We start from the raw sequence: 20,433 nt of genomic DNA on the forward strand, positions 1-20,433 counted from the left end.
GACGTGCTCATCCCGCGCAGGGTCAAGCACCGGAAGCAGCACTCCCCGAAGCGCCACGGCGCCGCCAAGGGTGGCACGAAGGTCAGCTTCGGCGAGTACGGCATCCAGGCGCTTGAGCACAGCTACGTGACGAACCGGCAGATCGAGTCCGCTCGTATCGCCATGACCCGTCACATCAAGCGTGGTGGCAAGGTGTGGACGACCATCTACCCGGACCGCCCGCTGACGAAGAAGCCGGCCGAAACCCGCATGGGTTCCGGTAAGGGTTCGCCCGAGTGGTGGATCGCCAACGTGAAGCCGGGTCGCGTGATGTTCGAGATCAGCTTCCCGAACGAGGAGACCGCCCGCGAGGCGCTCCGTCGCGCGATCCACAAGCTGCCCATGAAGTGCCGCATCGTGACCCGTGAAGGTGGTGAGTTCTGATGGCGAAGGCAGGTGCCGCTCTGGCATCGGAGCTGCGTGAGCTCACCGCGGAAGAGCTCGTCCTGCGTCTGAAGGAATACAAGGAGGAGCTCTTCAACCTCCGCTTCCAGATGGCGACCGGGCAGCTCGACAACAACCGCCGTCTGCGCACCGTCCGCACGGACATCGCGCGGATCTACACGGTCATGCGCGAGCGCGAACTCGGCTTGTCCGTGGCCCCCGACGCCGAGAGTGAAGGTGCCGCATGAGCGAGCCCACCACCGAGACGCCGGCCCGGAACGACCGCAAGGTCCGCGAGGGCTACGTGGTTTCGGACAAGATGAACAAGACGATCGTGGTCGAGCTCGAAGACCGCAAGAAGCACCCCCGTTACTCGAAGGTCGTTCGCAGCACCACCAAGGTCAAGGTGCACGACGAGAACAACGAGGCGGGCGTGGGCGACCGGGTCACCTTGATGGAGACCCGCCCGCTGTCGGCGACGAAGCGGTGGCGCCTGGTGCAGATCGTGGAGAAGGCCAAGTAAGCAGGGCTCTCTCGAGAGTCCTTAGTTCCGCAAGGCTCGCTCACTGTGACCTTTCACGAGCTGGCGAGAACCGGCGCGACATACAGGAGTTGACGTGATCCAGCAGGAGTCGCGGCTTCGGGTAGCCGACAACACGGGTGCGAAGGAAATCCTCTGCATCCGGGTTCTCGGTGGCTCCGGGCGGCGCTACGCCGGCATCGGCGACATCATCGTCGCCACCGTGAAGGACGCCATCCCGGCTGCCGGGGTGAAGAAGGGCGACGTCGTCAAGGCGGTCATCGTCCGCACGGTCAAGGAGCGTCGTCGTCCGGACGGTTCCTACATCCGGTTCGACGAGAACGCCGCCGTGCTCATCAAGAACGACAACGAGCCCCGCGGCACCCGCATCTTCGGCCCGGTGGGCCGCGAGCTGCGCGACCGAAAGTTCATGAAGATCATTTCGCTCGCGCCGGAGGTGCTGTAATGAAGGTGAAGAAGGGCGACACGGTCGTCGTCATCGCCGGCAAGGACAAGGGCGCCAAGGGCAAGGTCATCCAGGCTTACCCCGAGCGCGAACGCGTGCTGGTCGAGGGCGTTAACCGGATCAAGAAGCACACGCGGATCAGCCAGACCCAGCGCGGCGCGCAGTCCGGTGGCATCGTCACCCAGGAAGCCCCCATCCACATCTCGAACGTGATGGTGGTCGACGCGGACGGCAAGCCGACCCGGGTGGGTTACCGCATCGGCGAGGACGGCAAGAAGGTCCGGATCTCGCGCCGGAACGGTAAGGACATCTGATGACCACCGCAGAGAAGGTCGCGCCGCGCCTCAAGGTGCGCTACCGCGAAGAGATCAAGGGACAGCTTCAGGCGGAGTTCTCCTTCGTCAACGTCCACCAGATCCCGGGCGTCGTGAAGGTCGTCGTGAACATGGGCGTCGGTGACGCCGCTCGCGACAGCAAGCTGATCGATGGCGCGGTCAAGGACCTCGCCCTGATCACCGGCCAGAAGCCCGAGGTCCGGAAGGCTCGCAAGTCCATCGCGCAGTTCAAGCTGCGCGAGGGGCAGCCGATCGGTGCGCGCGTCACGCTGCGCGGCGACCGGATGTGGGAGTTCCTCGACCGGTTGCTGACCATCGCGCTGCCGCGTATCCGCGACTTCCGCGGGCTTTCGCCGAAGCAGTTCGACGGCCACGGTAACTACACGTTCGGTCTCAACGAGCAGTCGATGTTCCACGAGATCGACCCTGACTCCATCGACCGCCCGCGCGGCATGGACGTCACCGTCGTCACGACCGCCACGAACGACGACGAGGGCCGGGCGCTGCTGCGCAAGCTCGGCTTCCCGTTCAAGGAGAACTGAGCCGATGGCCAAGAAAGCACTGGTCCACAAGGCCTCGAAGAAGCCGAAGTTCGCCGTGCGCGGCTACACCCGTTGCCAGCGGTGCGGCCGCCCGCACGCGGTGTTCCGCAAGTTCGGGCTCTGCCGGATCTGCCTTCGCGAGATGGCGCACGCGGGCGAGCTGCCCGGGGTCCGCAAGTCCAGCTGGTAGAAGCGGTTCTTCATCTTTGCCAATCCGGCCGAAAGCAGGCGGCACGGGCCGAGAGCTCACCGGCTCACCGGCACCCTTCCGCCGTGACTGCCGGTCGGATTGGCAAGCATTCGACACAGAACTCCCACTTCGCCACAGGCCCCGCTGCCCGGAACTCCCGGGTGGCGGGGAACCAGGCGAGAAAGGTTGACAGGTCACCATGACGATGACCGACCCGATCGCAGACTTCTTGACCCGTCTGCGTAACGCGAACTCGGCGTACCACGACGAGGTCGTGCTTCCCCACTCGAAGCTCAAGGCGAACATCGCGGAGATCCTCAAGCGCGAGGGTTACATCGCGAGCTACCGCGACGAGCCGGGCGAGAAGCACAAGAACCTGATCGTCGAGCTCAAGTACGGCCCCAACCGTGAGCGCAGCATCGCCGGCCTCCGGCGCGTGTCCAAGCCCGGCCTGCGGGTCTACGCAAAATCGACCGAACTGCCGTCCGTTCTGGGTGGCCTCGGCGTCGCGATCCTCTCGACGTCTTCGGGGCTGCAGACGGACCGTCAGGCCAAGCGAAACAGCGTGGGCGGCGAAGTCCTCGCCTACGTCTGGTAAGGAAGGGGGCACAGACATGTCACGCATCGGAAAGCTGCCGGTCGCCGTCCCCTCCGGGGTCGAGGTGACCATCGACGGTCAGCGCATCAGCGTCAAGGGCCCCAAGGGGACCCTGGAACACATCATCGCCGAGCCGATCACGGTCGAGCGCGACGAGGCAGGCACCCTGCTGATCAAGCGCCCGGACGACGAGCGCTACAGCAAGGCCATGCACGGCCTCACCCGCACGCTCGTGAACAACCTCGTGGTGGGCGTCACCGCCGGCTACGAGAAGAAGCTCGAGATCCACGGTGTCGGTTACCGCGTGCAGGCCAAGGGCTCGGACCTCGAGTTCGCCCTTGGCTACTCGCACCCGGTGAAGATCGAAGCCCCGGAAGGTATCACCTTCAAGGTGGAGACCCCGACCCGGTTCTCGGTCTCCGGTATCGACAAGCAGAAGGTCGGCCAGATCTCGGCCGTCATCCGCAAGCTGCGGCGCCCGGACCCGTACAAGGGCAAGGGCCTGCGCTACGAGGGTGAGAAGATCCGCCGCAAGGTCGGAAAGACGGGTAAGTGATCATGAGCGACACGACTACGAAGCGCAAGCCGGTGGGCAAGGACATCTCGACCCGCCGCCGCGTTGCGAAGACCCGTCGGCACTTCCGGCTCCGCAAGAAGGTCGCGGGCACCGAACAGCGTCCGCGCCTGGTCGTCAAGCGGTCTTCGCGGCACATCGCCGTGCAGGTCATCGACGACCTCGCCGGCCACACGCTGGCGTCGGCGTCCACCCTCGAGGCGGACGTGCGGGCGCTGGACGGCGACAAGAAGGCCAAGGCCGCCAAGGTCGGGGAACTCGTCGCGGCCCGTGCCAAGAACGCCGGGATCTCGGCTGTGGTGTTCGACCGTGGGGGCAACGCCTACCACGGCCGCATCGCCGCGCTCGCCGACGCCGCCCGTGAGGCGGGGTTGGAGTTCTGACGACCATGCAGTTGCAGAAGCAAGAAGGGACAGCCTGATGCCGGGACGTACACGGCAATTCGGCGGCGGACAGGGCGGACCCGGCGGGCAGGGCGGCAACGACCGCAATGACCGTCGCGGTGGCGGCCGGGACCGGCGCGACAGCGGCCGTGGCGGGGCCGGCCAGGACAAGACCCCGCACCTCGAGAAGGTCGTGACGATCAACCGCGTCGCCAAGGTCGTCAAGGGTGGTCGTCGCTTCAGCTTCACCGCCCTCGTCGTCGTCGGTGACGGTGACGGTCAGGTCGGCGTCGGCTACGGCAAGGCCAAGGAAGTTCCCGCGGCGATCGCCAAGGGCGTCGAGGAAGCGAAGAAGAACTTCTTCCGCGTCCCCCGCGTCGGTGGCACCATTCCCCACCCGATCACGGGTGAGGAAGCCGCCGGTGTCGTGCTGCTCCGTCCGGCTTCCGCCGGTACCGGCGTCATCGCCGGTGGCCCGGTGCGCGCGGTGCTGGAGTGCGCGGGCGTCCACGACGTGCTGTCGAAGTCGCTCGGCTCCGACAACGCGATCAACATCGTGCACGCGACTGTGGCGGCCCTGAAGGGTCTGCAGCGTCCCGAAGAGGTCGCGGCCCGCCGCGGTCTCCCGCTCGAGGACGTCGCTCCGGCCCGGATGCTGCGCCAGCGCGCGGGTCAGGGGTCCTGACATGACTCAGCTCAAAGTCACCCAGATCAAGAGCAAGATCGGCACGAAGCACGCTCACCGCGAGTCGCTGCGCACCCTCGGGCTGCGCAAGATCCGCCAGAGCGTCGTGCGTGATGACACCCCCCAGGTGCGCGGCCTGATCCACACCGTCCGCCACCTGGTGGAGGTCGAGGAGGTCCAGGCATGACGGCCATCAAGATCCACCACCTGCGTCCGGCTCCGGGCGCCAAGCGCGAGAAGATGCGCGTCGGTCGTGGTGAGGGTTCGAAGGGCAAGACCGCCGGTCGCGGTACCAAGGGCACCAAGGCCCGGAAGAACGTGCCCGCCGGCTTCGAGGGTGGGCAGATGCCCATCCACATGCGGCTCCCGAAGCTTCGCGGCTTCAAGAACCGCTTCCGCACCGAGTACCAGCCGGTGAACGTGGGCGACATCGCCCGCGTCTTCCCGGACGGTGGCAAGGTCGGCGCCGAGGAGCTCGTCGCCAAGGGTCTCGTCCGCAAGGGCAAGCTCGTCAAGGTGCTCGGCAACGGTGACATCGACGGCGTCAAGCTCGACGTGACCGCCGACGGTTTCTCCGGCTCCGCCAAGGAGAAGCTCGAAGCGGCCGGTGGCTCCGCCACCACCAACTGAGCTCGTTCGCAGTACTGACCGAAGGCCCGCCTGGCCCAGCCAGGCGGGCCTTCGGCGTTCCCGCGCCCTCGTGCGGCAGCCTTGCCCACCGGGCATTTCGCCTGGAAGATCGGCGAGTGGACACCCCTCAGCAGCCCCCGCCGCCCGCCACGACGCCGCGGCGGAAGCGGGCTCTCCTCGCACCGGGGCTCTACGCGCTGGCCGCCGTGCTCATGGCCGGCGGGCTGTTCCTGCCGCTCTTCCGCGCCGTCTACCCGCTTTCCCAGCTGCAGGCCGGCGCCATGGCCGTCATCACGACGTCGGCGTGGGGGACCCGGATCGAGTTCACCGCCCAGGAGTCCCTCGCCCGGCCCGGCGCGCCCTTCGGCTTCCCGATCATCGTGGTGGTGGTGCTGCTCGCTGCCGCGTCGGGCCTCCTCCTCGCCCGCCGGCGCCTGGGCGGGTGGCTGGGCCAGGTGGGCGTGGTCTTCGCCGCCGGCGTCGTCCTCACCATCGAGATGGTCGGCCTCGGCCAGGGGGCGCGTGCGGACTACGGCAGCATCGACCTGACCACCGAGCCGGGCATGTGGCTCCTCATCGGCGGCACGCTGGTGGCCGCGGCCGCGGCGGTGCTGACCCACCGCGCGGACGGTCACCGCGGCGCGGACTGGGCCGACCCGGCGGTGGCCTACGCCGACACGGACACCCCGCCGTCGGGGTTCGCGATGCCGGCGGTCCAGGCGCTCGACGGGGTCTCGATCACGGTCCTCCCGCCGGAAGCGCCGCCCGAGCGACCGGGTGGCTGAACCGGAGTTTCTTGCCGATACCGGATCCGGCGCGGAAGATCGCAGAGTGGACAGATCGCCGCAGGACCCGAACCCGCCAGACCCGTCCGACGGGCCGCGGCCTGCGGAGCCGTCCGGAACGCCGGAACCGGCGCATCCCGGAGCACCACGGCCTGCGGAGCCGGACGCCCCCGCGTCGCCGCTGGCCTTCCCGGTGGAGACGTCGGGGTCCGCGACGGGGGACCTGTTCGGCCCGGCCGATCCCGATGCGGTGAAGCCCCCGGCGGAGCGACCGGCGGCGGAGGGGTCGCCCTTGGCGTTCCCCGTCGAGGCGCCCCGGCCCGAACCGGCCGGCGCCTTCCCCGTCGGAGCGCCGCAACCGCCGCTTTCGCTGTCCGACAGCCAAAGCCCGCCCACCGAGCCGGTCCCGGTCGCGATCCTGCCCGGCTCGCCGCCGGCCGCGCCCTCGGCACCGGCCGAGACGCCCGCTCCGGAGCCCCCGAAACCGGCCACCGGACCGCCGCGGGTGCTCGCGCCACTCCTCGTGGTGCTCGGTGCGTTGCTGGTTCTCGGCGCGAGCTTCCTGCCGCTGCTCCGGATCGAGCAGCACGTGACGCCCCAGCAGACCTTCTTCACCCCCAAGCTGGTCTTCACCCAGTCCGCCTGGAGCAGCCAGGTCTCCGCGGAGGGCAACTACTCGATCGACCAGCCTGCGGCGCCCGTCGGGATCCCGATCGTGATCGCGGTCGCGGTGCTGGCGGCCGCGGCGGTCTTCAGCTTCACGAGGCGATCCGGCCGGCTCGGTGCCCGGCTCACCGTGATCGGGGCGAGCTTCGCCGCCGGCGTCGCCGCCACCATCGGGATGAGCGCCTTCGGGTTCTCCTCCGGTCTCGGCGACGAAGGCCTGGACGTCAGCCTCGGCCTCGGTCTGTGGTCGCTGATCATCGGCGTCGTCCTCGCCGCCGCGTCCGCGGTGCTGGGCCACCTGACGCCCGCCGAGCCGAGCCCGGCCTGGGCGGACCCCGGCGCGGCCTACGCGGACACGCCCACGCCGCCTTCCGGCATCGCCATCACGGTGCTGCCGCCGGAGGATCCCGAGCGCCGTTAACCGCTCGCCGCCGTCGTTACGGTGGACGTGGAGGTGGTCGTCGTGTGGGTACTGGTCTTCTTCGGCGCGTCGGTGCTCGTCGCGCTTACGCCAGGGGCGAACAACCTGCTCGGTCTGCACCACGGCATGACGCACGGTGTTCGCCGCGGGCTCGCCGGACTGGTCGGCCGGCTGGTCGCGTTCACGCTGTTGATCACGGCCGTGGCGGCCGGGCTCGGGCAGCTGCTCGCCGCCTCCGAAACCGCGCTCACGATCATCAAGTGGGCCGGGGCCGCCTACCTGCTGTGGCTCGGATCGCGCCTGCTGTGGTCCACGATCCGCCGCCGCGACGACGCCGGCGACGCCACCGATGCGGCCGCGCAGCCCGCCGTGCCGATGTCCGCGTGGCGGGTCGCGCGCAAGGAGTTCGGCGTCGCGATCACGAACCCGAAGGCCGTCCTCATCTTCACCGCTTTCGTCCCGCAGTTCATCGAGCCAGCTCACGGGCCCTTTCCGGCGCAGATCGCGCTGCTGGGCGGGGTCTACCTGCTGGCCGAGTTCCTGGCCGGCTCGGCCTACGTCGGTGTCGGCGCCGCGGTGAAGTCGATCAAGCCGTCGCCACGCGCGCGGCGCAACGTGGACCGCGGTACCGGAGTGGTCCTGGTCGGCCTCGCCGGCGTCCTCGCGACGGCCGGTTCCTGAGCCGGAAAGGGCCCGTATCCACCATGATCACGGCCCGGTGTGTCAAGGAATACAGCCAAGACGCCGAAGTGGATCAACCCGCCGGAGCAACCTTGGTACGGAAAACGCACACGCACTGCGGACACGCCCTGTGAAGCTGTTAGAGTCGGCGACACGCTTCGGGACGAGTGTGCCCCGAAGCGTTCCTGGCTTGCGTGCCAGTAGTGCTGTGTTCCCGCCGGCCACCCGTGCCGGCCAAGCCGATCGTCGGTTAGGACAGCCGACGACGCCGAGGAGGTCCCCCGCGTGCTCAGCGCCTTCCGCTCGGCTCTCGCGACGCCGGATCTACGCAAGAAGATCCTGTTCACGCTAGCCATCGTCGCGGTCTACCGAATCGGTGCGACCATTCCGGCCCCCGGGATCTCGTACGGAGCCGTTCAGGCGTGCAGCTCCCAGGCGCAGCAGGAGGGCGTCTACCAGCTGCTGAACCTGTTCAGCGGTGGTGCGCTGCTGCAGTTGTCGCTCTTCTCGACCGGCATCATGCCGTACATCACGGCGAGCATCATCATCCAGCTGCTGACCGTGGTCATCCCGCGGTTCGAGGAGCTGAAGAAGGAAGGGCAGTCCGGCCAGGGCAAGCTGACCCAGTACACCCGGTACCTGACGGTCGCGCTGGCGATCCTGCAGGCCACGGGTGTGGTCGCGCTCGCGGACCGCAAGCAGCTCTTCCCGGACTGCGACTCGCCGATCATCCCGGACAACAGCGTCTACTCGCTGGCGATCATCGTCATCACCATGACCGCGGGCACCGCCGTCATGATGTGGCTGGGTGAGCTGATCACCGAACGCGGTGTCGGCAACGGCATGTCCGTCCTGATCTTCCTGAACATCGCCGCGCGCATCCCGGTCGAGGGCGGCAACATCCTCAGCAACGCGGGTGGTCTCGGCCTGACGATCGTCTGCGTCTTCGGCCTGGTGATCATCGCCAGCGTCATCTTCGTCGAGCAGGGGCAGCGCCGGATCCCGGTGCAGTACGCCAAGCGCATGATCGGCCGCCGGATGTACGGCGGCACGTCGACCTACCTGCCGATCAAGGTGAACCAGGCCGGCGTCATCCCGGTCATCTTCGCGTCTTCCCTGCTGTACCTGCCGGACCTGATCAGCCGCCTCGTCGGCGACCAGAACGCCAACTCCGGCTGGCAGGTCTTCATCAAGAACTACATCGTGAACCAGTCCAGCTGGGTGCACATCGCGCTGTACTTCGCCCTGATCATCTTCTTCACGTACTTCTACATCACGATCACGTTCAACGTGGACGAGCGTGCGGATGAGATGAAGAAGTTCGGCGGGTTCATCCCGGGCATCCGCCCGGGCCGGCCGACCGCGGAGTACCTGAGCTACGTGCTCGGCCGGATCACCCTGCCGGGCTCGCTGTACCTCGGTATCATCGCGATCCTCCCGAACTTCTTCCTGTCGTTGACCGGTAGCGGGAACAACCAGAACTTCCCGTTCGGTGGCACGGCTGTGCTGATCATGGTCGGTGTCGGGCTCGACACCGTGAAGCAGATCGAAAGCCAGCTGATGCAGCGCAACTACGAAGGGTTCTTGAAGTGACGCGGCTGGTTCTCGTGGGTCCGCCCGGCGCGGGCAAGGGTACGCAGGCGGTGGCGCTGTCCGAGCAGTTGCGGATCCCGCACATCTCGACCGGCGACCTGTTCCGCGCCCACGTCGGCCAGGAGACCCCGCTCGGCCAGGAAGCCAAGCGCTACCTGGACTCGGGCGAGCTCGTGCCCGACTCGGTGACGAACGAGATGGTCCGCGAGCGGCTCGCGGAGCCGGACGCGAAGGCCGGCTTCCTGCTCGACGGCTTCCCCCGCAACACCAAGCAGGCCGAGGTCCTCGGCGAGATCCTCGGCGAGGCGGACGCTTCCCTCACCGCGGTGATCCAGCTGCAGGTGCCGGAGGACGTCGTCGTCGGCCGCCTCATGTCGCGGGGCCGCGCGGACGACACCGAAGACGTCATCCGCCGCCGTCAGCAGATCTACGTGTCGGACACCGCGCCGCTGCTCGAGTACTACGCCGGCATCCTGGTGACCGTCGACGGCGTCGGCAGTGTCGAGGAGATCTCGGACCGCGTGCTGAAAGCGCTGCGCGACCGCACGTGAATCTCGGAGGATTGCGTGTTCTGCAAGTGCTCCGGCGTGGGCGCATGATCGAGGTCAAGACCCCGGGCGAGCTGCAGTCGATGCGGGCCGCGGGGCTCGTCGTCGCTCGTACGCTCGCCGCCGTCCGCGCCGCCGCGGTCCCGGGGGTCAGCACCGCCGAGCTCGACGAGCTCGCCGAGCAGACCATCCGGGACGCCGGCGCGGTGCCGTCGTTCAAGGGCTACCACGGTTTCCCGGCGTCGATCTGCGCGTCGGTGAACGAGCAGATCGTCCACGGCATCCCGGCGAAGACCCAGGTCCTCGCCGACGGCGACCTGATCTCGGTCGACTGCGGCGCGATCCTCGACGGCTGGCACGGCGACTCCGCCGTCACGCTGGCCATCGGGGAAGTCGCGAAGGCCGACCTGGCGCTGTCCGCGGCGACCGAAGCGGCGATGTGGGCCGGGATCGAGGCGGTCAGCGCCGGCGGCCGGCTCACCGACATCTCCTACGCCGTCCAGTCGGCCGCCGAGCGCGCGGCCAAGGACGACGGCATCGACTACGGGATGATCGTCGAGTACGGCGGCCACGGCATCGGCCGCCAGATGCACATGGACCCGTTCCTGCCGAACGTCGGCAAGCCGGGCAAGGGCCCGCGGTTGAAGCCCGGCATGGCCCTGGCGATCGAGCCGATGCTCACCGGCGGTGGCGGCGAGACCCGCGAGCTGGACGACGGCTGGACGGTCGTCACGGCCGACGGCTCCCGCGCGGCCCACTGGGAGCACACGGTGGCGATCACCGAAGACGGCCCGTGGGTGCTCACGGCTCCGGAAGACGCCTGACCTGCGCGTTCACCCGTCGGTGTTGATCATCCGCACGGCGACCTGCGCCTTCTTCTAGCATGGTTACCCCCGGTTTGGGGGTCGCGACACGGGTTGCGTACACTGTCAAGTCGGCGCACTTATCGCGCCCGGATCCTGCGCGTTCGTGAATTCACGGTACTGGGACTCGGGCACGAGTGTGCCGACGTTGCACACCAGACAGGCACTCGTGCTCATCTGATCACTCAGTGTAGCGACAGGCAATGCCGACAAGGAAATGCGGAGGACATGGCGAAGAAAGACGGGGCCATCGAGGTCGAAGGCCGCGTAGTCGAGCCGCTCCCCAACGCGATGTTCCGCGTCGAGTTGGAGAACGGTCACAAGGTCCTGGCACACATCAGCGGCAAGATGCGGCAGCACTACATCCGCATCCTGCCGGAGGACAGGGTTGTCGTGGAGCTCTCGCCCTACGACCTCTCTCGTGGTCGCATCGTCTACCGCTACAAGTGATCACGAAGAGCAGCTAAACAGGAGAGCAGAAGACGTGAAGGTCCAGCCGAGCGTCAAGAAGATCTGCGACAAGTGCAAGGTGATCCGCCGTCACGGCCGGATCATGGTGATCTGCGAAAACCTGCGGCACAAGCAGCGGCAGGGCTGATCGCCCGCACTCGACCAGAGTGGATTGACGGCTACACAACCTCCCCGCACCTGCCGGGTCACGCGAGTGATCCGGTTCACCCCCGGACTTCAGGCCGGGGCCGGGACACCCGAAGCGCGAGCCGAGGGCACGACAGGCGAGTCGGTCCCGGAACCGGACGGGGAGCAGACCTGAGGATGAATTCTAAGAAGGAGCATCAACGCCAATGGCACGACTCGCTGGCGTAGACCTCCCCCGCGAAAAGCGGTTGGAGATCGCGCTTACCTACATCTACGGCATCGGCCGTACCCGCTCGAAGCAGCTCATCAAGGCTGCCGAGCTCAACGCGGACACCCGCGTCAAGGACCTCAGCGATGACGACCTCGCGAAGCTGCGTACGTACATCGAAGAGAACTTCAAGGTCGAGGGTGACCTTCGCCGCGAGGTGAACGCCGACATCCGTCGGAAGATCGAGATCGGGTGCTACGAGGGCCTTCGCTGGCGTCGCGGACTGCCCGTCCGCGGTCAGCGCACGAAGACCAACGCCCGTACCCGCAAGGGTCCGAAGAAGACGGTCGCCGGCAAGAAGAAGGCTGGCAAGAAGTGAGCGTCCAGGGCAAGAAGGTCGTGCAGATGGGCGGCGCTCAGCGTCGCGGCTCGGCCTGTGTCTCGCCCAAGGCGCTCTACGCCCGCCCGATGGCGCTCCGCAACCTGTACACCGACGCCGGTTCGATCATCCGGCGCGGACAGGCCGAAGCGGTCGCCGCTCACCAAGAGAACGCGCGCTAACAGGAGAACCCTCAGAACATGCCACCGAAGTCTCGTACCGCGGCGGGGACCAAGAAGGTCCGCCGCAAGGAAAAGAAGAATGTCGCGCACGGTCACGCGCACATCAAGAGCACCTTCAACAACACCATCGTCTCGATCACGGACCCGACCGGTGCCGTGATCGCGTGGGCGTCGAGTGGTCACGTGGGCTTCAAGGGCTCGCGCAAGTCCACCCCGTTCGCCGCGCAGATGGCCGCCGAGAACGCCGCCCGCAAGGCTGCCGAGCACGGCATGAAGAAGGTCGACGTCTTCGTGAAGGGCCCGGGTTCGGGCCGCGAGACGGCGATCCGCTCGCTGCAGGCAGCCGGCCTCGAGGTCGGCACCATCCAGGACGTGACCCCGCAGCCTCACAACGGCTGCCGCCCGCCCAAGCGGCGCCGGGTCTGAGGAACGGGGAGGAGTAAGAAGAAATGGCTCGTTACACCGGCCCCGCGACGCGTATTTCGCGTCGCCTCAAGGTTGACCTCATCGGCGGCGACCAGGCTTTCGAGCGTCGCCCCTACCCGCCGGGCCAGCACGGCCGCGGGCGCATCAAGGAGTCCGAGTACCTCCTGCAGTCGCAGGAGAAGCAGAAGGCTCGCTACACCTACGGCGTTCTCGAGCGCCAGTTCGTCCGGTACTACAAGGAAGCCGTCCGGCGTCCGGGTAAGACCGGTGAGAACCTGCTGCAGATCCTCGAGTCCCGTCTGGACAACGTGATCTACCGCGCCGGCATCGCCCGCACCCGCCGTCAGGCGCGGCAGCTGGTGAGCCACGGCCACTTCCTGGTCAACGGCGTCAAGGTCAACGTCCCGTCCTACCAGGTCTCGAAGTGGGACATCATCGACGTGCGGCCGAAGTCGTTCACGATGCTGCCCCTGGTCGTGGCCAAGGAGTCCTACGGCGACCGCCCGATCCCGGCGTGGCTGCAGGTCGTTTCGTCGAACCTCCGCGTGCTGGTCCACCAGCTGCCGGAGCGTGCGCAGATCGACGTTCCGGTTCAGGAACAGCTGATCGTCGAGCTTTACTCGAAGTAATCCGGCTTCCGGGCCGGTTACGGGCGGCGGCGCCCACAGTGCGCCGCCGCCTCGCCATCCCTTCGACGTCATATGGCGGGCGTCGTCTGGAAAGGAACAAGGAAGAATGCTGATTTCCCAGCGGCCGGCTCTCGGCGAAGAGACGGTCAACGAGACCCGTTCCCGGTTCACCATCGAACCGCTGGAGCCCGGCTTCGGTTACACCCTCGGCAACTCGCTGCGGCGCACGCTGCTGTCGTCCATCCCGGGCGCGGCCGTGACGAGCATCCGCATCGACGGCGTGCTGCACGAGTTCACCACCGTTCCCGGTGTGAAGGAAGACGTCACCGACATCATCCTGAACCTCAAGGAGCTCGTGGTGTCCTCGGAAGAGGACGAGCCGGTCACCATGTACCTGCGCAAGCAGGGCCCCGGTGAGGTCACCGCGGCCGACATCGTGCCGCCGGCCGGCGTCACCGTGCACAACCCGGACCTGCACATCGCGTCGCTGAACGGCAAGGGCAAGCTCGAGATCGAGCTCGTCGTCGAGCGCGGCCGCGGTTACGTTCCGGCCCTGCAGAACAAGCAGGCGGGCGCGGAGATCGGCCGGATCCCGGTCGACTCGATCTACTCGCCGGTGCTGAAGGTGACCTACAAGGTCGAGGCCACCCGTGTCGAGCAGCGCACCGACTTCGACAAGCTGATCCTGGACGTCGAGACCAAGCCGTCGATCACGCCGCGCGACGCGGTCGCGTCGGCCGGCAAGACGCTGGTGGAGCTGTTCGGTCTCGCCCGCGAGCTGAACGTCGACGCCGAGGGCATCGAGATCGGCCCGTCGCCGCAGGAAGCGGACACCATCGCCGCCTACGCGATGCCGATCGAGGACCTGGACCTCACCGTCCGGTCGTACAACTGCCTCAAGCGCGAGGGCATCCACACGGTGGGCGAGCTGGTCTCGCGCTCCGAGGCGGACCTGCTCGACATCCGCAACTTCGGCGCCAAGTCGATCGACGAGGTCAAGCTGAAGCTCGTCGGTCTCGGCCTCGCGCTGAAGGACAGCCCGCCCGGGTTCGACCCGACCGCGGCTGCCGCCAGCTACGACGGTGAAGGCTGGTCGGAGGGTGTCGGTGGCATCGCCGACGGGATTTCGGACGGCCACGACGATGGCCAGGACTACGCAGAGACCGAGCAGCTCTAGGGCTCTGTGCCTGGACGCTGCGAGCTGAACTAGTAGGAGAACCAATGCCCACCCCTACCAAGGGAGCCCGGCTCGGCGGATCAGCCGCGCACGAGCGGCTGATCCTGGCCAACTTGGCCACGCAGCTGTTCGAGCACGGCAAGATCACCACCACCGAGGCGAAGGCGAAGCGGGTCCGCCCGCTGGCCGAGAAGCTGATCTCGAAGGCGAAGCGGGGCGACCTGCACAACCGCCGTCAGGTTCAGCGCGTCGTCCGTGACAAGGACGTCGTCCACAAGCTGTTCGCCGAGATCGGTCCGCACTTCGCGGAGCGTCCCGGTGGTTACACCCGGATCACCAAGACGATGGCCCGCAAGGGCGACAACGCCAAGATGGCCGTCATCGAGCTGGTGAACGAGAAGACCGTGACGAGCGAGGCCGAGCGCGCGCGCAAGACCAAGTTCGCCAAGGACGAGAAGCCGGCCGCCGCTGTCGAGGCCGCCCCGGCCGCCGAGGAAGCCGCTTCGGAGGCTCCCTACGGTGAGGGCAGCCACGCGCCGCTCGAGGACGGGACGCAGCCCGAGGGCTTCCCGATCAAGGGCAACGACGAGTCGAAGTACTACCACACCGAGGAAAGCCCGTACTACGAGCAGACCAAGGCCGAGGTGTGGTTCGCCACCGCCGAGGCCGCGGAAGCCGCGGGCTTCTCGCTGCCGCCGTCGCAGCAGGACGACGAGTCCTGACGACGGAAGCCGTTCCGAACGAGCCCGCCATCCCCGCTGGGGACGGCGGGCTCGTTCGTCTGCGCTTGGACGTCTCCTACGACGGCACGGACTTCTCGGGCTGGGCCCGCCAGCCGGGCCGCCGCACGGTCCAGGCGGAGCTGGAGGAGGCCCTGCAGCGCCAGCCGCCGGGGGCCTCGGTACCGAAGTCGGTGGTCGTGGCGGGCCGCACGGACGCCGGGGTGCACGCGGCCGGCCAGGTGGTGCACGTCGACGTCGTGCCGCTCACGGGCCCTTCCGGCCGGGTCCCGGTGTCACCCGAGGGGATCCCGGACCTGACCCGCATGGCCGGGCGCTGGAACCGCCTCCTGCCGGGCGACGTGCGCGTCCTGGGCGCCCGCGTGGCCCCGGCGGGTTTCGACGCCCGGTTCTCGGCGGTCCGCCGCCACTACCGCTACCGCGTCTCGGACGCCCCCTGGGGCGTGGACCCGTTGCGCCGCAACGACACGCTGGCCTGGAACCGTCCACTGTCGACGGACGCCATGAACGCCGCGGCGGCGTCGCTGCTGGGCCTGCAGGACTTCGCGGCGTACTGCAAGCAGCGCGACACGGGCACGACGATCCGCGAGCTGCAGCGTCTGGTCTGGCGCCGGGTGGACGAGCACCTGCTGGAGGTCGAGGTCTCCGCGGACGCGTTCTGCCACTCGATGGTCCGCAGCCTGGTCGGAGCATTGCTCCTGGTGGGCGACGGCCGCCGCGGGCCGAGCTGGCCGGGCGAGGTCCTGGCGAGCGGCGTCCGCGACAGCGCGGTGGCCCCGGCCCACGGCCTGACCCTCACAGCGGTCGACTACCCGCCGGACACCGAACTGGCCGCACGAGCCGAGCAAACGCGCAACGTCCGCACCTCCCCCTGAAAGCCGTGCCCAGGAACGCCGTGAGGGGCACCTTCAGGGAAGCTGAGTCCCTGAAGGTGCCCCTCACGACGTTGCCGAGAGCGGAAACCTCAGTCGCCGCGGCGGACCGGGCCCAGGAGCTGCTGCTCCTTGCCCGTCGTCACCAGGCGCAGGGGTCGCCAGAGGTTGCGGCCCAGGGCTACCACCTGGTCGTCCTTCAACGTCGTCAGCTGGCGCATCATCTGCGGCGGCAGGCGCCAGATGCGGGCCGCCAGCTCGGCCTGGCCGGCCGGGAGGCGCTGCATCAGCACCAGGTCCGCCGCGTTCGCCGTCGCGCCCGCCTGGGGGTGCAGGTACGGGAGGACGTAGATCGTCGTCTGCCACGGCGACCTCGGCGGGAACAGGTCCTGCGGGGTCGGGCCGCCGTCGGTGACGACCAGCAGCGGGGCGTCCTCCGACGGGCGGGGCAGCTCGACCGGGGACAGCCGGCGGATCTGGACCAGCGGGGACGGCCGGCCGTCGCGGCTGCCGGCCGCGCGGGACAGCACCTGCCACTCGGTCGGGCGGCCCGTGGCCACCACGACCCACGCGCCGACGGCCATCGCGCGCATCGCGACCTGGCGGGCCAGGTACAGCCCGCCCACCAGCACGATGCGGGTCGGCGTCGAGCGCAGGGCCGAGATCGTCAGCGGCTCGCCCTTGAGGCCCGAGCCGAGCACGATGCCGCCGCGGTCGCCCGACGGGCTGATCGCGTCGAGCATCGCGGGGTCCACGGTGAACTCCGGCGCCACACCGGTGTTCTGCCCGGCGTCGCGGAGACGGGAAGTCATGCCGTACCTCCGATCGGCAACGTCGCGGCGAGCGCGGAGACCTGCAGCCCGCGCAGCGGCGTCAGAACCACTCCGAGCCGCTCGGACAGGCCGTGCAGCCGCTGGTCGGCGGCGTCGAGCTCACGCGGGTTGCGCGCGCTGAGCCGGACCACGCCGCGCAGGCCGATCTTGCCCTCGTCCGACGCCGGCGAGATGGACATGGCGACCGTCGCGGACAGCGCGCGGACGCTCGTCAGCGCGTTCAGGCTGCCGGTGATCTTGCCCTTCGGCCAGCCGGTGATCGCGTAGCTCGCGTGGCCGATGCCGGCCGCGGTCACGCCGGACCACCGCTCCTGCAGCATCACCTTGTCCGGCGAGCCGGCGACCGACGTCAGCTCCGCGGCGGAAATGCTCGCGCGCAGCAGTTCGTCCGGGTCGAGCGGCCGGGTCGGGACACCCTGCGACTCCAAGGCGTTGCGCACGCGGGAAAGCGCGCCGATCAGCGCGCGGTGGGCGCCGACGACGCCGCCGCCGCGCTCCCGGATCGCCGCCGGGCAGCGCTTCGGGTCCAGCCGGATCGCGACCCACGTCGTCCGCCGCGCCGCCGCGGGCAGCGGGCCGAGCACCTCCATGTAGGAGCTCAGCGCGGGCGAGTCCGACGGCAGCGCCGCGCTGCCCGGGTAGCAGTGCCAGATCATCTGGATGGAGTCGAGGACCACGCCGCGGTCCTCCAGGCACGGGGCGAGCGCCGCGAGCGGCAGGCTCGGCGCGTCACCGGCCTGGGTGATCATCGCCGGGGTGGGCTCGACGAGCAGCACGGCCGTCCAGGAGCCGTCGTGCCAGGCGAGCCCGACCTGCTGGCGCTCGTGGTCGACGCCGTGCGCGACGACGAGGTCCGGGACGGCGATGCGGAGCAGGTTCACGCGGGCGTCGTCCGCGCCGGTCACCGCGGTCTCCTCGGCCGCCATCGCCTCGACGCTGCTCGGCGGCAGCGGCTCGGCGACGCGGTCGTGGGACCGGAAGGAGTACCGCATCGTCAGGCCGACCCACTGGGTGAACCAGCGGCCGCGCCAGCGCAGCAGCGCGACGATCAGGGCGGCGCCGAGGATGCCGATCCCCACGTACTTCAACGACATGTCGATCGCGAGCAGCACCAGCCCGACCGCGAGACCGACCTCGAGCACGACGAGGTTCGCCACGGGGAGCGGGCCGAGGTTCACGCCCGAGGACCGGCGCCGCGCGGGCGGGGCCATCCGGGTCGCGCCGGCCGGGGTACTGGCCGGGCCGTCGGAGTCACCGGGCCCCTGCGGGCCGCTGGGACCACCGGGTCCGCCCGGGCCGCCGGGTCCACCGGGACCTCCCGGGCCGCCGGGCCCACCAGGTCCGCCCGGGCCACCGGGACCGGGACGACCCGGTCCGCCGGGGCCACCAGGGCCGGGACCGGGGCCGCCGGGGCCGCGAGGGGGTCCGCCGGGGCCACCACCGGGCCCCTGGGGTCCGCCGGGTCCGCCACCGGGGCCACCCGGCACCCCACCGGGTCCGCCAGGGCCACCGGGAAGGACGTTGGGGCCGGTCGGTCTGCCCGGACGAGGCGGCGGGCCCGGCAGACGGCCGGGCGGCGGGGGCCCGGGCGGGCCAGGCGGACGTGGAGGGTTGGTGACGGACATCCGCGCTTTCTCTTCCCCTCGTGCTTGCTGCGTACCCGGAAGCCGGGTCCCGGGGAGTCCGACACTAGCTTGAGTTGGTAGAAACCCCACACCAGACGGTCCCCGTACGGCTATCCTGCGGAACCGTACCGCGACGGGGAGAGCTGTAGGTCGAGAATGCCATCAACACCCACGACTAAGTCTCAGGTTCAGGCGTACAAGTTCGTCCTGCGCCGGATGCAGTCGGCACTGGTCCGGCGTGATGCCGTGATGCTGCACGACCCGATGCGCACCCACACGAGGGCCACGATCGTCGGTGTTGTGCTCGGCGCTCTCGGCGCCATCGTGTTCGTCGTCTGGGGCCTGCTCAGCCCGGCGCCGTCGGTGCCCGAGGCCGGCGGCATCGTGATCGGTGAGCAGTCCGGCACGGTCTACGTGGTGATGGGCAACCCGAAGATGCTCGTCCCGACCTTCAACCTCGCGTCCGCGCGGTTGTTGCTGCTCGCCCAGTCGAAGCAGCAGTCGTCCGGTGCGGCCGGCGGCAACAGCGTGGCGGCGCCGGCGGCCGCGGCGAGCCCGGCCGCTGTGAAGAATCCCACGGTCGTTTCCGATGAACAGCTGAAGAACATCCCGCGCGGAAAACTGACCGGAATTCCGGACGGCCCGCAACTGATTCCGGGGGATTCGCAGCGGACTTCCGCGAATTGGGCCGTCTGCGACCAGGTTCAGCTCGATCCTTCGCTGCCGCAGCCCGACAGCGTGAACAAGACCAACACCTACGTCTTCGGCGGAATCGCGCCGAGCGCCCTCGGCACGGAGCTGGGGGACAAGGAAGCGCTGCTGGCGGCGGCGGACAACGGCAAGACGTACCTGATCTACCGCCTGCCGAGCACGCAGAACCGCCCCAACGCCAACACCGTGCGCGCCGAGATCGACACCGGCGACTCGCACAACGCGGTCTCGACGGCCCTGCAGCTGAACCAGAAACCGCGGAAGATCACGCAGGGGCTGCTGAACGCCATCCCCGAGGTCGCGCGCCTGACCCCGCCGGTGATCGCGGACGGCAACGCGCCGGCCGACTTCGACGGCCTGACCGCGGGCGACGTCTTCTCCACGCAGCCGACCGGGGCCCAGCCGCAGTACTGGGCCATCACCACGGGCGGCATCCAGCAGGTGTCGAACGCGGTCGCCGACGTCATCCGCGTCGCGAAGCACGGCAGCGCGAGCCGGATCCAGATCCTCGGCCTCGACAAGCTGTCCGGCGTCCGCGTCCTGCAGCCCACCGACCCGGACTACATCAAGGTCGACGACTTCCCGCGCACGGTCCCGACGGTCCTCGACGCGACGAAGAACTCGGCGGTCGCCTGCCTCGGCTGGTCCGTGGTCGGCGACGGCGACAACCGCGACGCCCACACCTCGGTCTACATCGACACCCAGCTGCCGGGCCAGAACAGCCACGGCGACAAGTTCAGCACGATCAAGGTGACCACGCCCGGCCCGAACCGCGTGCCGGTCAACGGGTTCTACCTGCAGCCCGGGTTCGGCGCGGTCGTCCAGTCCGCCACCGGCAAGGCGAGCTTCGGCAAGGGTTCGATCCAGCTGATCTCCGACCGCGGCATCCGCTACAGCGTCCCGGACGCCGCGACCGCGGACGCGATCGGCCTGAACAACCGGCAGCCGGCGCCGGAGTCGATCATCGGGCTGCTGCCGACCGGCGCTTCGCTGAACACCCAGGACGTGCTGCGGGAGTTCGACTCCGTGCCGATCGACCCGAACGCCGGCTCGTTCCCGACGCCCGGCCCGCAGCCGGGCAGCTGAGCGGAACCATCGGGCCGCTCCGCGCGTCACACACGCTCGGATGGTCTTTTCGCGAGCGGAGGTGC

At 69.1% G+C, this 20,433-nt stretch carries 30 protein-coding genes and 1 pseudogene; 29 read left to right on the forward strand and 2 right to left on the reverse strand.

Annotated features, from left to right (window positions below; all coding sequences use genetic code 11):
- Nucleotides 1–3: 3 nt before the first annotated feature.
- The 28 genes and pseudogenes from rplP (at nt 4) to truA (ending at nt 16,116) form a co-directional block, all read left to right on the forward strand.
- A complete protein-coding gene (gene rplP, locus MUY22_RS15825) occupies nt 4–423 on the forward strand; it encodes a 50S ribosomal protein L16 (RefSeq protein ID WP_004558864.1) in 420 nt (139 codons plus the stop codon).
- A complete protein-coding gene (gene rpmC, locus MUY22_RS15830) occupies nt 423–671 on the forward strand; it encodes a 50S ribosomal protein L29 (protein ID WP_247060522.1) in 249 nt (82 codons plus the stop codon). The genes rplP and rpmC overlap by 1 nt, the downstream gene beginning before the upstream one ends.
- The gene (gene rpsQ / locus MUY22_RS15835) at nt 668–946 is read left to right on the forward strand and encodes a 30S ribosomal protein S17 (protein ID WP_013222609.1); all 279 of its coding nucleotides are present in this window, start codon (nt 668–670) and stop codon (nt 944–946) included. Before rpmC ends, rpsQ begins: the two co-directional genes overlap by 4 nt.
- Nucleotides 947–1,040: 94 nt before the next feature.
- Nucleotides 1,041–1,409, forward strand: a complete 369-nt coding sequence (gene rplN / locus MUY22_RS15840; protein WP_004558867.1) for a 50S ribosomal protein L14 — start codon at nt 1,041–1,043, stop codon at nt 1,407–1,409.
- On the forward strand, nt 1,409–1,723 hold the full coding sequence (gene rplX, locus MUY22_RS15845) for a 50S ribosomal protein L24 (protein ID WP_247060523.1): 315 nt from the start codon (nt 1,409–1,411) through the stop codon (nt 1,721–1,723). Before rplN ends, rplX begins: the two co-directional genes overlap by 1 nt.
- Nucleotides 1,723–2,286, forward strand: coding sequence for a 50S ribosomal protein L5 (gene rplE, locus MUY22_RS15850; protein WP_247060525.1), 564 nt, complete (start codon nt 1,723–1,725; stop codon nt 2,284–2,286). Before rplX ends, rplE begins: the two co-directional genes overlap by 1 nt.
- 4 nt (nt 2,287–2,290) lie before the next feature.
- On the forward strand, nt 2,291–2,476 hold the full coding sequence (locus MUY22_RS15855; RefSeq protein WP_020643210.1) for a type Z 30S ribosomal protein S14: 186 nt from the start codon (nt 2,291–2,293) through the stop codon (nt 2,474–2,476).
- 199 nt (nt 2,477–2,675) lie between these two features.
- Nucleotides 2,676–3,074, forward strand: a complete 399-nt coding sequence (rpsH, locus tag MUY22_RS15860) for a 30S ribosomal protein S8 (RefSeq protein ID WP_247060528.1) — start codon at nt 2,676–2,678, stop codon at nt 3,072–3,074.
- Nucleotides 3,075–3,090: 16 nt separating this feature from the next.
- Nucleotides 3,091–3,630 carry a 50S ribosomal protein L6 gene (gene rplF, locus MUY22_RS15865; RefSeq protein ID WP_247060530.1) on the forward strand — a complete coding sequence of 180 codons (540 nt, stop codon included), beginning with the start codon at nt 3,091–3,093 and terminating at the stop codon, nt 3,628–3,630.
- 2 nt (nt 3,631–3,632) lie between these two features.
- Nucleotides 3,633–4,031, forward strand: a complete 399-nt coding sequence (gene rplR, locus MUY22_RS15870; protein ID WP_247060532.1) for a 50S ribosomal protein L18 — start codon at nt 3,633–3,635, stop codon at nt 4,029–4,031.
- 37 nt (nt 4,032–4,068) lie between these two features.
- The gene (rpsE, locus tag MUY22_RS15875; protein ID WP_247060534.1) at nt 4,069–4,716 is read left to right on the forward strand and encodes a 30S ribosomal protein S5; all 648 of its coding nucleotides are present in this window, start codon (nt 4,069–4,071) and stop codon (nt 4,714–4,716) included.
- A gap of 1 nt (nt 4,717) precedes the next feature.
- Nucleotides 4,718–4,903 (forward strand): 50S ribosomal protein L30, encoded by a 186-nt coding sequence (gene rpmD, locus MUY22_RS15880; RefSeq protein ID WP_247060536.1) that lies wholly within the window; start codon nt 4,718–4,720, stop codon nt 4,901–4,903.
- A complete protein-coding gene (rplO, locus tag MUY22_RS15885) occupies nt 4,900–5,346 on the forward strand; it encodes a 50S ribosomal protein L15 (RefSeq protein WP_247060538.1) in 447 nt (148 codons plus the stop codon). The genes rpmD and rplO overlap by 4 nt, the downstream gene beginning before the upstream one ends.
- A gap of 116 nt (nt 5,347–5,462) precedes the next feature.
- Nucleotides 5,463–6,131: a hypothetical protein gene (locus MUY22_RS15890; protein ID WP_247060539.1), complete on the forward strand. Its 669-nt coding sequence runs from the start codon at nt 5,463–5,465 to the stop codon at nt 6,129–6,131.
- 292 nt (nt 6,132–6,423) lie between these two features.
- The gene (locus tag MUY22_RS15895; RefSeq protein WP_247060540.1) at nt 6,424–7,218 is read left to right on the forward strand and encodes a hypothetical protein; all 795 of its coding nucleotides are present in this window, start codon (nt 6,424–6,426) and stop codon (nt 7,216–7,218) included.
- Nucleotides 7,219–7,239: 21 nt separating this feature from the next.
- Nucleotides 7,240–7,899: a LysE family translocator gene (locus tag MUY22_RS15900; protein WP_247060541.1), complete on the forward strand. Its 660-nt coding sequence runs from the start codon at nt 7,240–7,242 to the stop codon at nt 7,897–7,899.
- Between the two features lie 285 nt (nt 7,900–8,184).
- Nucleotides 8,185–9,492 (forward strand): preprotein translocase subunit SecY, encoded by a 1,308-nt coding sequence (secY, locus tag MUY22_RS15905; protein ID WP_247060542.1) that lies wholly within the window; start codon nt 8,185–8,187, stop codon nt 9,490–9,492.
- Nucleotides 9,489–10,043 carry an adenylate kinase gene (locus tag MUY22_RS15910; RefSeq protein ID WP_247060543.1) on the forward strand — a complete coding sequence of 185 codons (555 nt, stop codon included), beginning with the start codon at nt 9,489–9,491 and terminating at the stop codon, nt 10,041–10,043. Before secY ends, MUY22_RS15910 begins: the two co-directional genes overlap by 4 nt.
- A 44-nt stretch (nt 10,044–10,087) precedes the next feature.
- The gene (map, locus tag MUY22_RS15915; RefSeq protein ID WP_247060544.1) at nt 10,088–10,864 is read left to right on the forward strand and encodes a type I methionyl aminopeptidase; all 777 of its coding nucleotides are present in this window, start codon (nt 10,088–10,090) and stop codon (nt 10,862–10,864) included.
- A gap of 267 nt (nt 10,865–11,131) precedes the next feature.
- Nucleotides 11,132–11,353: a translation initiation factor IF-1 gene (gene infA / locus MUY22_RS15920; protein ID WP_004558881.1), complete on the forward strand. Its 222-nt coding sequence runs from the start codon at nt 11,132–11,134 to the stop codon at nt 11,351–11,353.
- Nucleotides 11,354–11,387: 34 nt separating this feature from the next.
- Nucleotides 11,388–11,501: a 50S ribosomal protein L36 gene (gene rpmJ / locus MUY22_RS15925; protein ID WP_004558882.1), complete on the forward strand. Its 114-nt coding sequence runs from the start codon at nt 11,388–11,390 to the stop codon at nt 11,499–11,501.
- Between the two features lie 205 nt (nt 11,502–11,706).
- Complete coding sequence (rpsM, locus tag MUY22_RS15930) at nt 11,707–12,087, forward strand: 30S ribosomal protein S13 (RefSeq protein ID WP_004558883.1); 381 nt, start codon at nt 11,707–11,709, stop codon at nt 12,085–12,087.
- A complete protein-coding gene (locus tag MUY22_RS15935; protein ID WP_020643221.1) occupies nt 12,084–12,269 on the forward strand; it encodes a hypothetical protein in 186 nt (61 codons plus the stop codon). Before rpsM ends, MUY22_RS15935 begins: the two co-directional genes overlap by 4 nt.
- A gap of 18 nt (nt 12,270–12,287) precedes the next feature.
- Nucleotides 12,288–12,695, forward strand: coding sequence for a 30S ribosomal protein S11 (gene rpsK / locus MUY22_RS15940; RefSeq protein ID WP_247060546.1), 408 nt, complete (start codon nt 12,288–12,290; stop codon nt 12,693–12,695).
- 23 nt (nt 12,696–12,718) lie between these two features.
- On the forward strand, nt 12,719–13,324 hold the full coding sequence (rpsD, locus tag MUY22_RS15945) for a 30S ribosomal protein S4 (RefSeq protein ID WP_247060548.1): 606 nt from the start codon (nt 12,719–12,721) through the stop codon (nt 13,322–13,324).
- Between the two features lie 106 nt (nt 13,325–13,430).
- Nucleotides 13,431–14,501, forward strand: a complete 1,071-nt coding sequence (locus tag MUY22_RS15950; RefSeq protein ID WP_004558887.1) for a DNA-directed RNA polymerase subunit alpha — start codon at nt 13,431–13,433, stop codon at nt 14,499–14,501.
- A gap of 44 nt (nt 14,502–14,545) precedes the next feature.
- Nucleotides 14,546–14,969: pseudogene (gene rplQ, locus MUY22_RS15955) on the forward strand (50S ribosomal protein L17); the annotation flags it as partial.
- A gap of 319 nt (nt 14,970–15,288) precedes the next feature.
- Complete coding sequence (gene truA, locus MUY22_RS15960; RefSeq protein ID WP_247060550.1) at nt 15,289–16,116, forward strand: tRNA pseudouridine(38-40) synthase TruA; 828 nt, start codon at nt 15,289–15,291, stop codon at nt 16,114–16,116.
- Nucleotides 16,117–16,205: 89 nt separating this feature from the next.
- Here the strand turns inward: truA and MUY22_RS15965 are convergent, their stop codons facing one another.
- Both MUY22_RS15965 and eccE read right to left on the reverse strand, forming a co-directional pair.
- Nucleotides 16,206–16,925 carry a hypothetical protein gene (locus MUY22_RS15965; RefSeq protein ID WP_247060552.1) on the reverse strand — a complete coding sequence of 240 codons (720 nt, stop codon included), beginning with the start codon at nt 16,923–16,925 and terminating at the stop codon, nt 16,206–16,208.
- Complete coding sequence (gene eccE, locus MUY22_RS15970) at nt 16,922–18,157, reverse strand: type VII secretion protein EccE (RefSeq protein WP_247060553.1); 1,236 nt, start codon at nt 18,155–18,157, stop codon at nt 16,922–16,924. The genes MUY22_RS15965 and eccE overlap by 4 nt, the downstream gene beginning before the upstream one ends.
- 570 nt (nt 18,158–18,727) lie before the next feature.
- Here eccE and eccB point away from each other — a divergent pair.
- Entirely contained in the window at nt 18,728–20,368 is a 1,641-nt protein-coding gene (gene eccB / locus MUY22_RS15975) for a type VII secretion protein EccB (RefSeq protein ID WP_256475939.1), read from the forward strand.
- Nucleotides 20,369–20,433 lie beyond the last annotated feature (65 nt).

This window comes from Amycolatopsis sp. WQ 127309, assembly GCF_023023025.1.
In the GTDB taxonomy this organism is placed as follows: Bacteria; Actinomycetota; Actinomycetes; order Mycobacteriales; family Pseudonocardiaceae; genus Amycolatopsis.

Bases quoted from the DNA above. Each gene is read 5' to 3' on its own strand.
- rpmC (WP_247060522.1), top strand. From the start codon at position 423: ATGGCGAAGGCAGGTGCCGCTCTGGCATCGGAGCTGCGTGAGCTCACC.
- rpsQ (WP_013222609.1), top strand. From the start codon at position 668: ATGAGCGAGCCCACCACCGAGACGCCGGCCCGGAACGACCGCAAGGTC.
- rplX (WP_247060523.1), top strand. From the start codon at position 1,409: ATGAAGGTGAAGAAGGGCGACACGGTCGTCGTCATCGCCGGCAAGGAC.
- rplE (WP_247060525.1), top strand. From the start codon at position 1,723: ATGACCACCGCAGAGAAGGTCGCGCCGCGCCTCAAGGTGCGCTACCGC.
- MUY22_RS15855 (WP_020643210.1), top strand. From the start codon at position 2,291: ATGGCCAAGAAAGCACTGGTCCACAAGGCCTCGAAGAAGCCGAAGTTC.
- rpsH (WP_247060528.1), top strand. From the start codon at position 2,676: ATGACGATGACCGACCCGATCGCAGACTTCTTGACCCGTCTGCGTAAC.
- rplF (WP_247060530.1), top strand. From the start codon at position 3,091: ATGTCACGCATCGGAAAGCTGCCGGTCGCCGTCCCCTCCGGGGTCGAG.
- rplR (WP_247060532.1), top strand. From the start codon at position 3,633: ATGAGCGACACGACTACGAAGCGCAAGCCGGTGGGCAAGGACATCTCG.
- rpsE (WP_247060534.1), top strand. From the start codon at position 4,069: ATGCCGGGACGTACACGGCAATTCGGCGGCGGACAGGGCGGACCCGGC.
- rpmD (WP_247060536.1), top strand. From the start codon at position 4,718: ATGACTCAGCTCAAAGTCACCCAGATCAAGAGCAAGATCGGCACGAAG.
- rplO (WP_247060538.1), top strand. From the start codon at position 4,900: ATGACGGCCATCAAGATCCACCACCTGCGTCCGGCTCCGGGCGCCAAG.
- map (WP_247060544.1), top strand. From the start codon at position 10,088: ATGATCGAGGTCAAGACCCCGGGCGAGCTGCAGTCGATGCGGGCCGCG.
- infA (WP_004558881.1), top strand. From the start codon at position 11,132: ATGGCGAAGAAAGACGGGGCCATCGAGGTCGAAGGCCGCGTAGTCGAG.
- rpsM (WP_004558883.1), top strand. From the start codon at position 11,707: ATGGCACGACTCGCTGGCGTAGACCTCCCCCGCGAAAAGCGGTTGGAG.
- rpsK (WP_247060546.1), top strand. From the start codon at position 12,288: ATGCCACCGAAGTCTCGTACCGCGGCGGGGACCAAGAAGGTCCGCCGC.
- rpsD (WP_247060548.1), top strand. From the start codon at position 12,719: ATGGCTCGTTACACCGGCCCCGCGACGCGTATTTCGCGTCGCCTCAAG.
- MUY22_RS15950 (WP_004558887.1), top strand. From the start codon at position 13,431: ATGCTGATTTCCCAGCGGCCGGCTCTCGGCGAAGAGACGGTCAACGAG.
- MUY22_RS15965 (WP_247060552.1), bottom strand. From the start codon at position 16,925: ATGACTTCCCGTCTCCGCGACGCCGGGCAGAACACCGGTGTGGCGCCG.
- eccE (WP_247060553.1), bottom strand. From the start codon at position 18,157: ATGGCCCCGCCCGCGCGGCGCCGGTCCTCGGGCGTGAACCTCGGCCCG.
- eccB (WP_256475939.1), top strand. From the start codon at position 18,728: ATGCCATCAACACCCACGACTAAGTCTCAGGTTCAGGCGTACAAGTTC.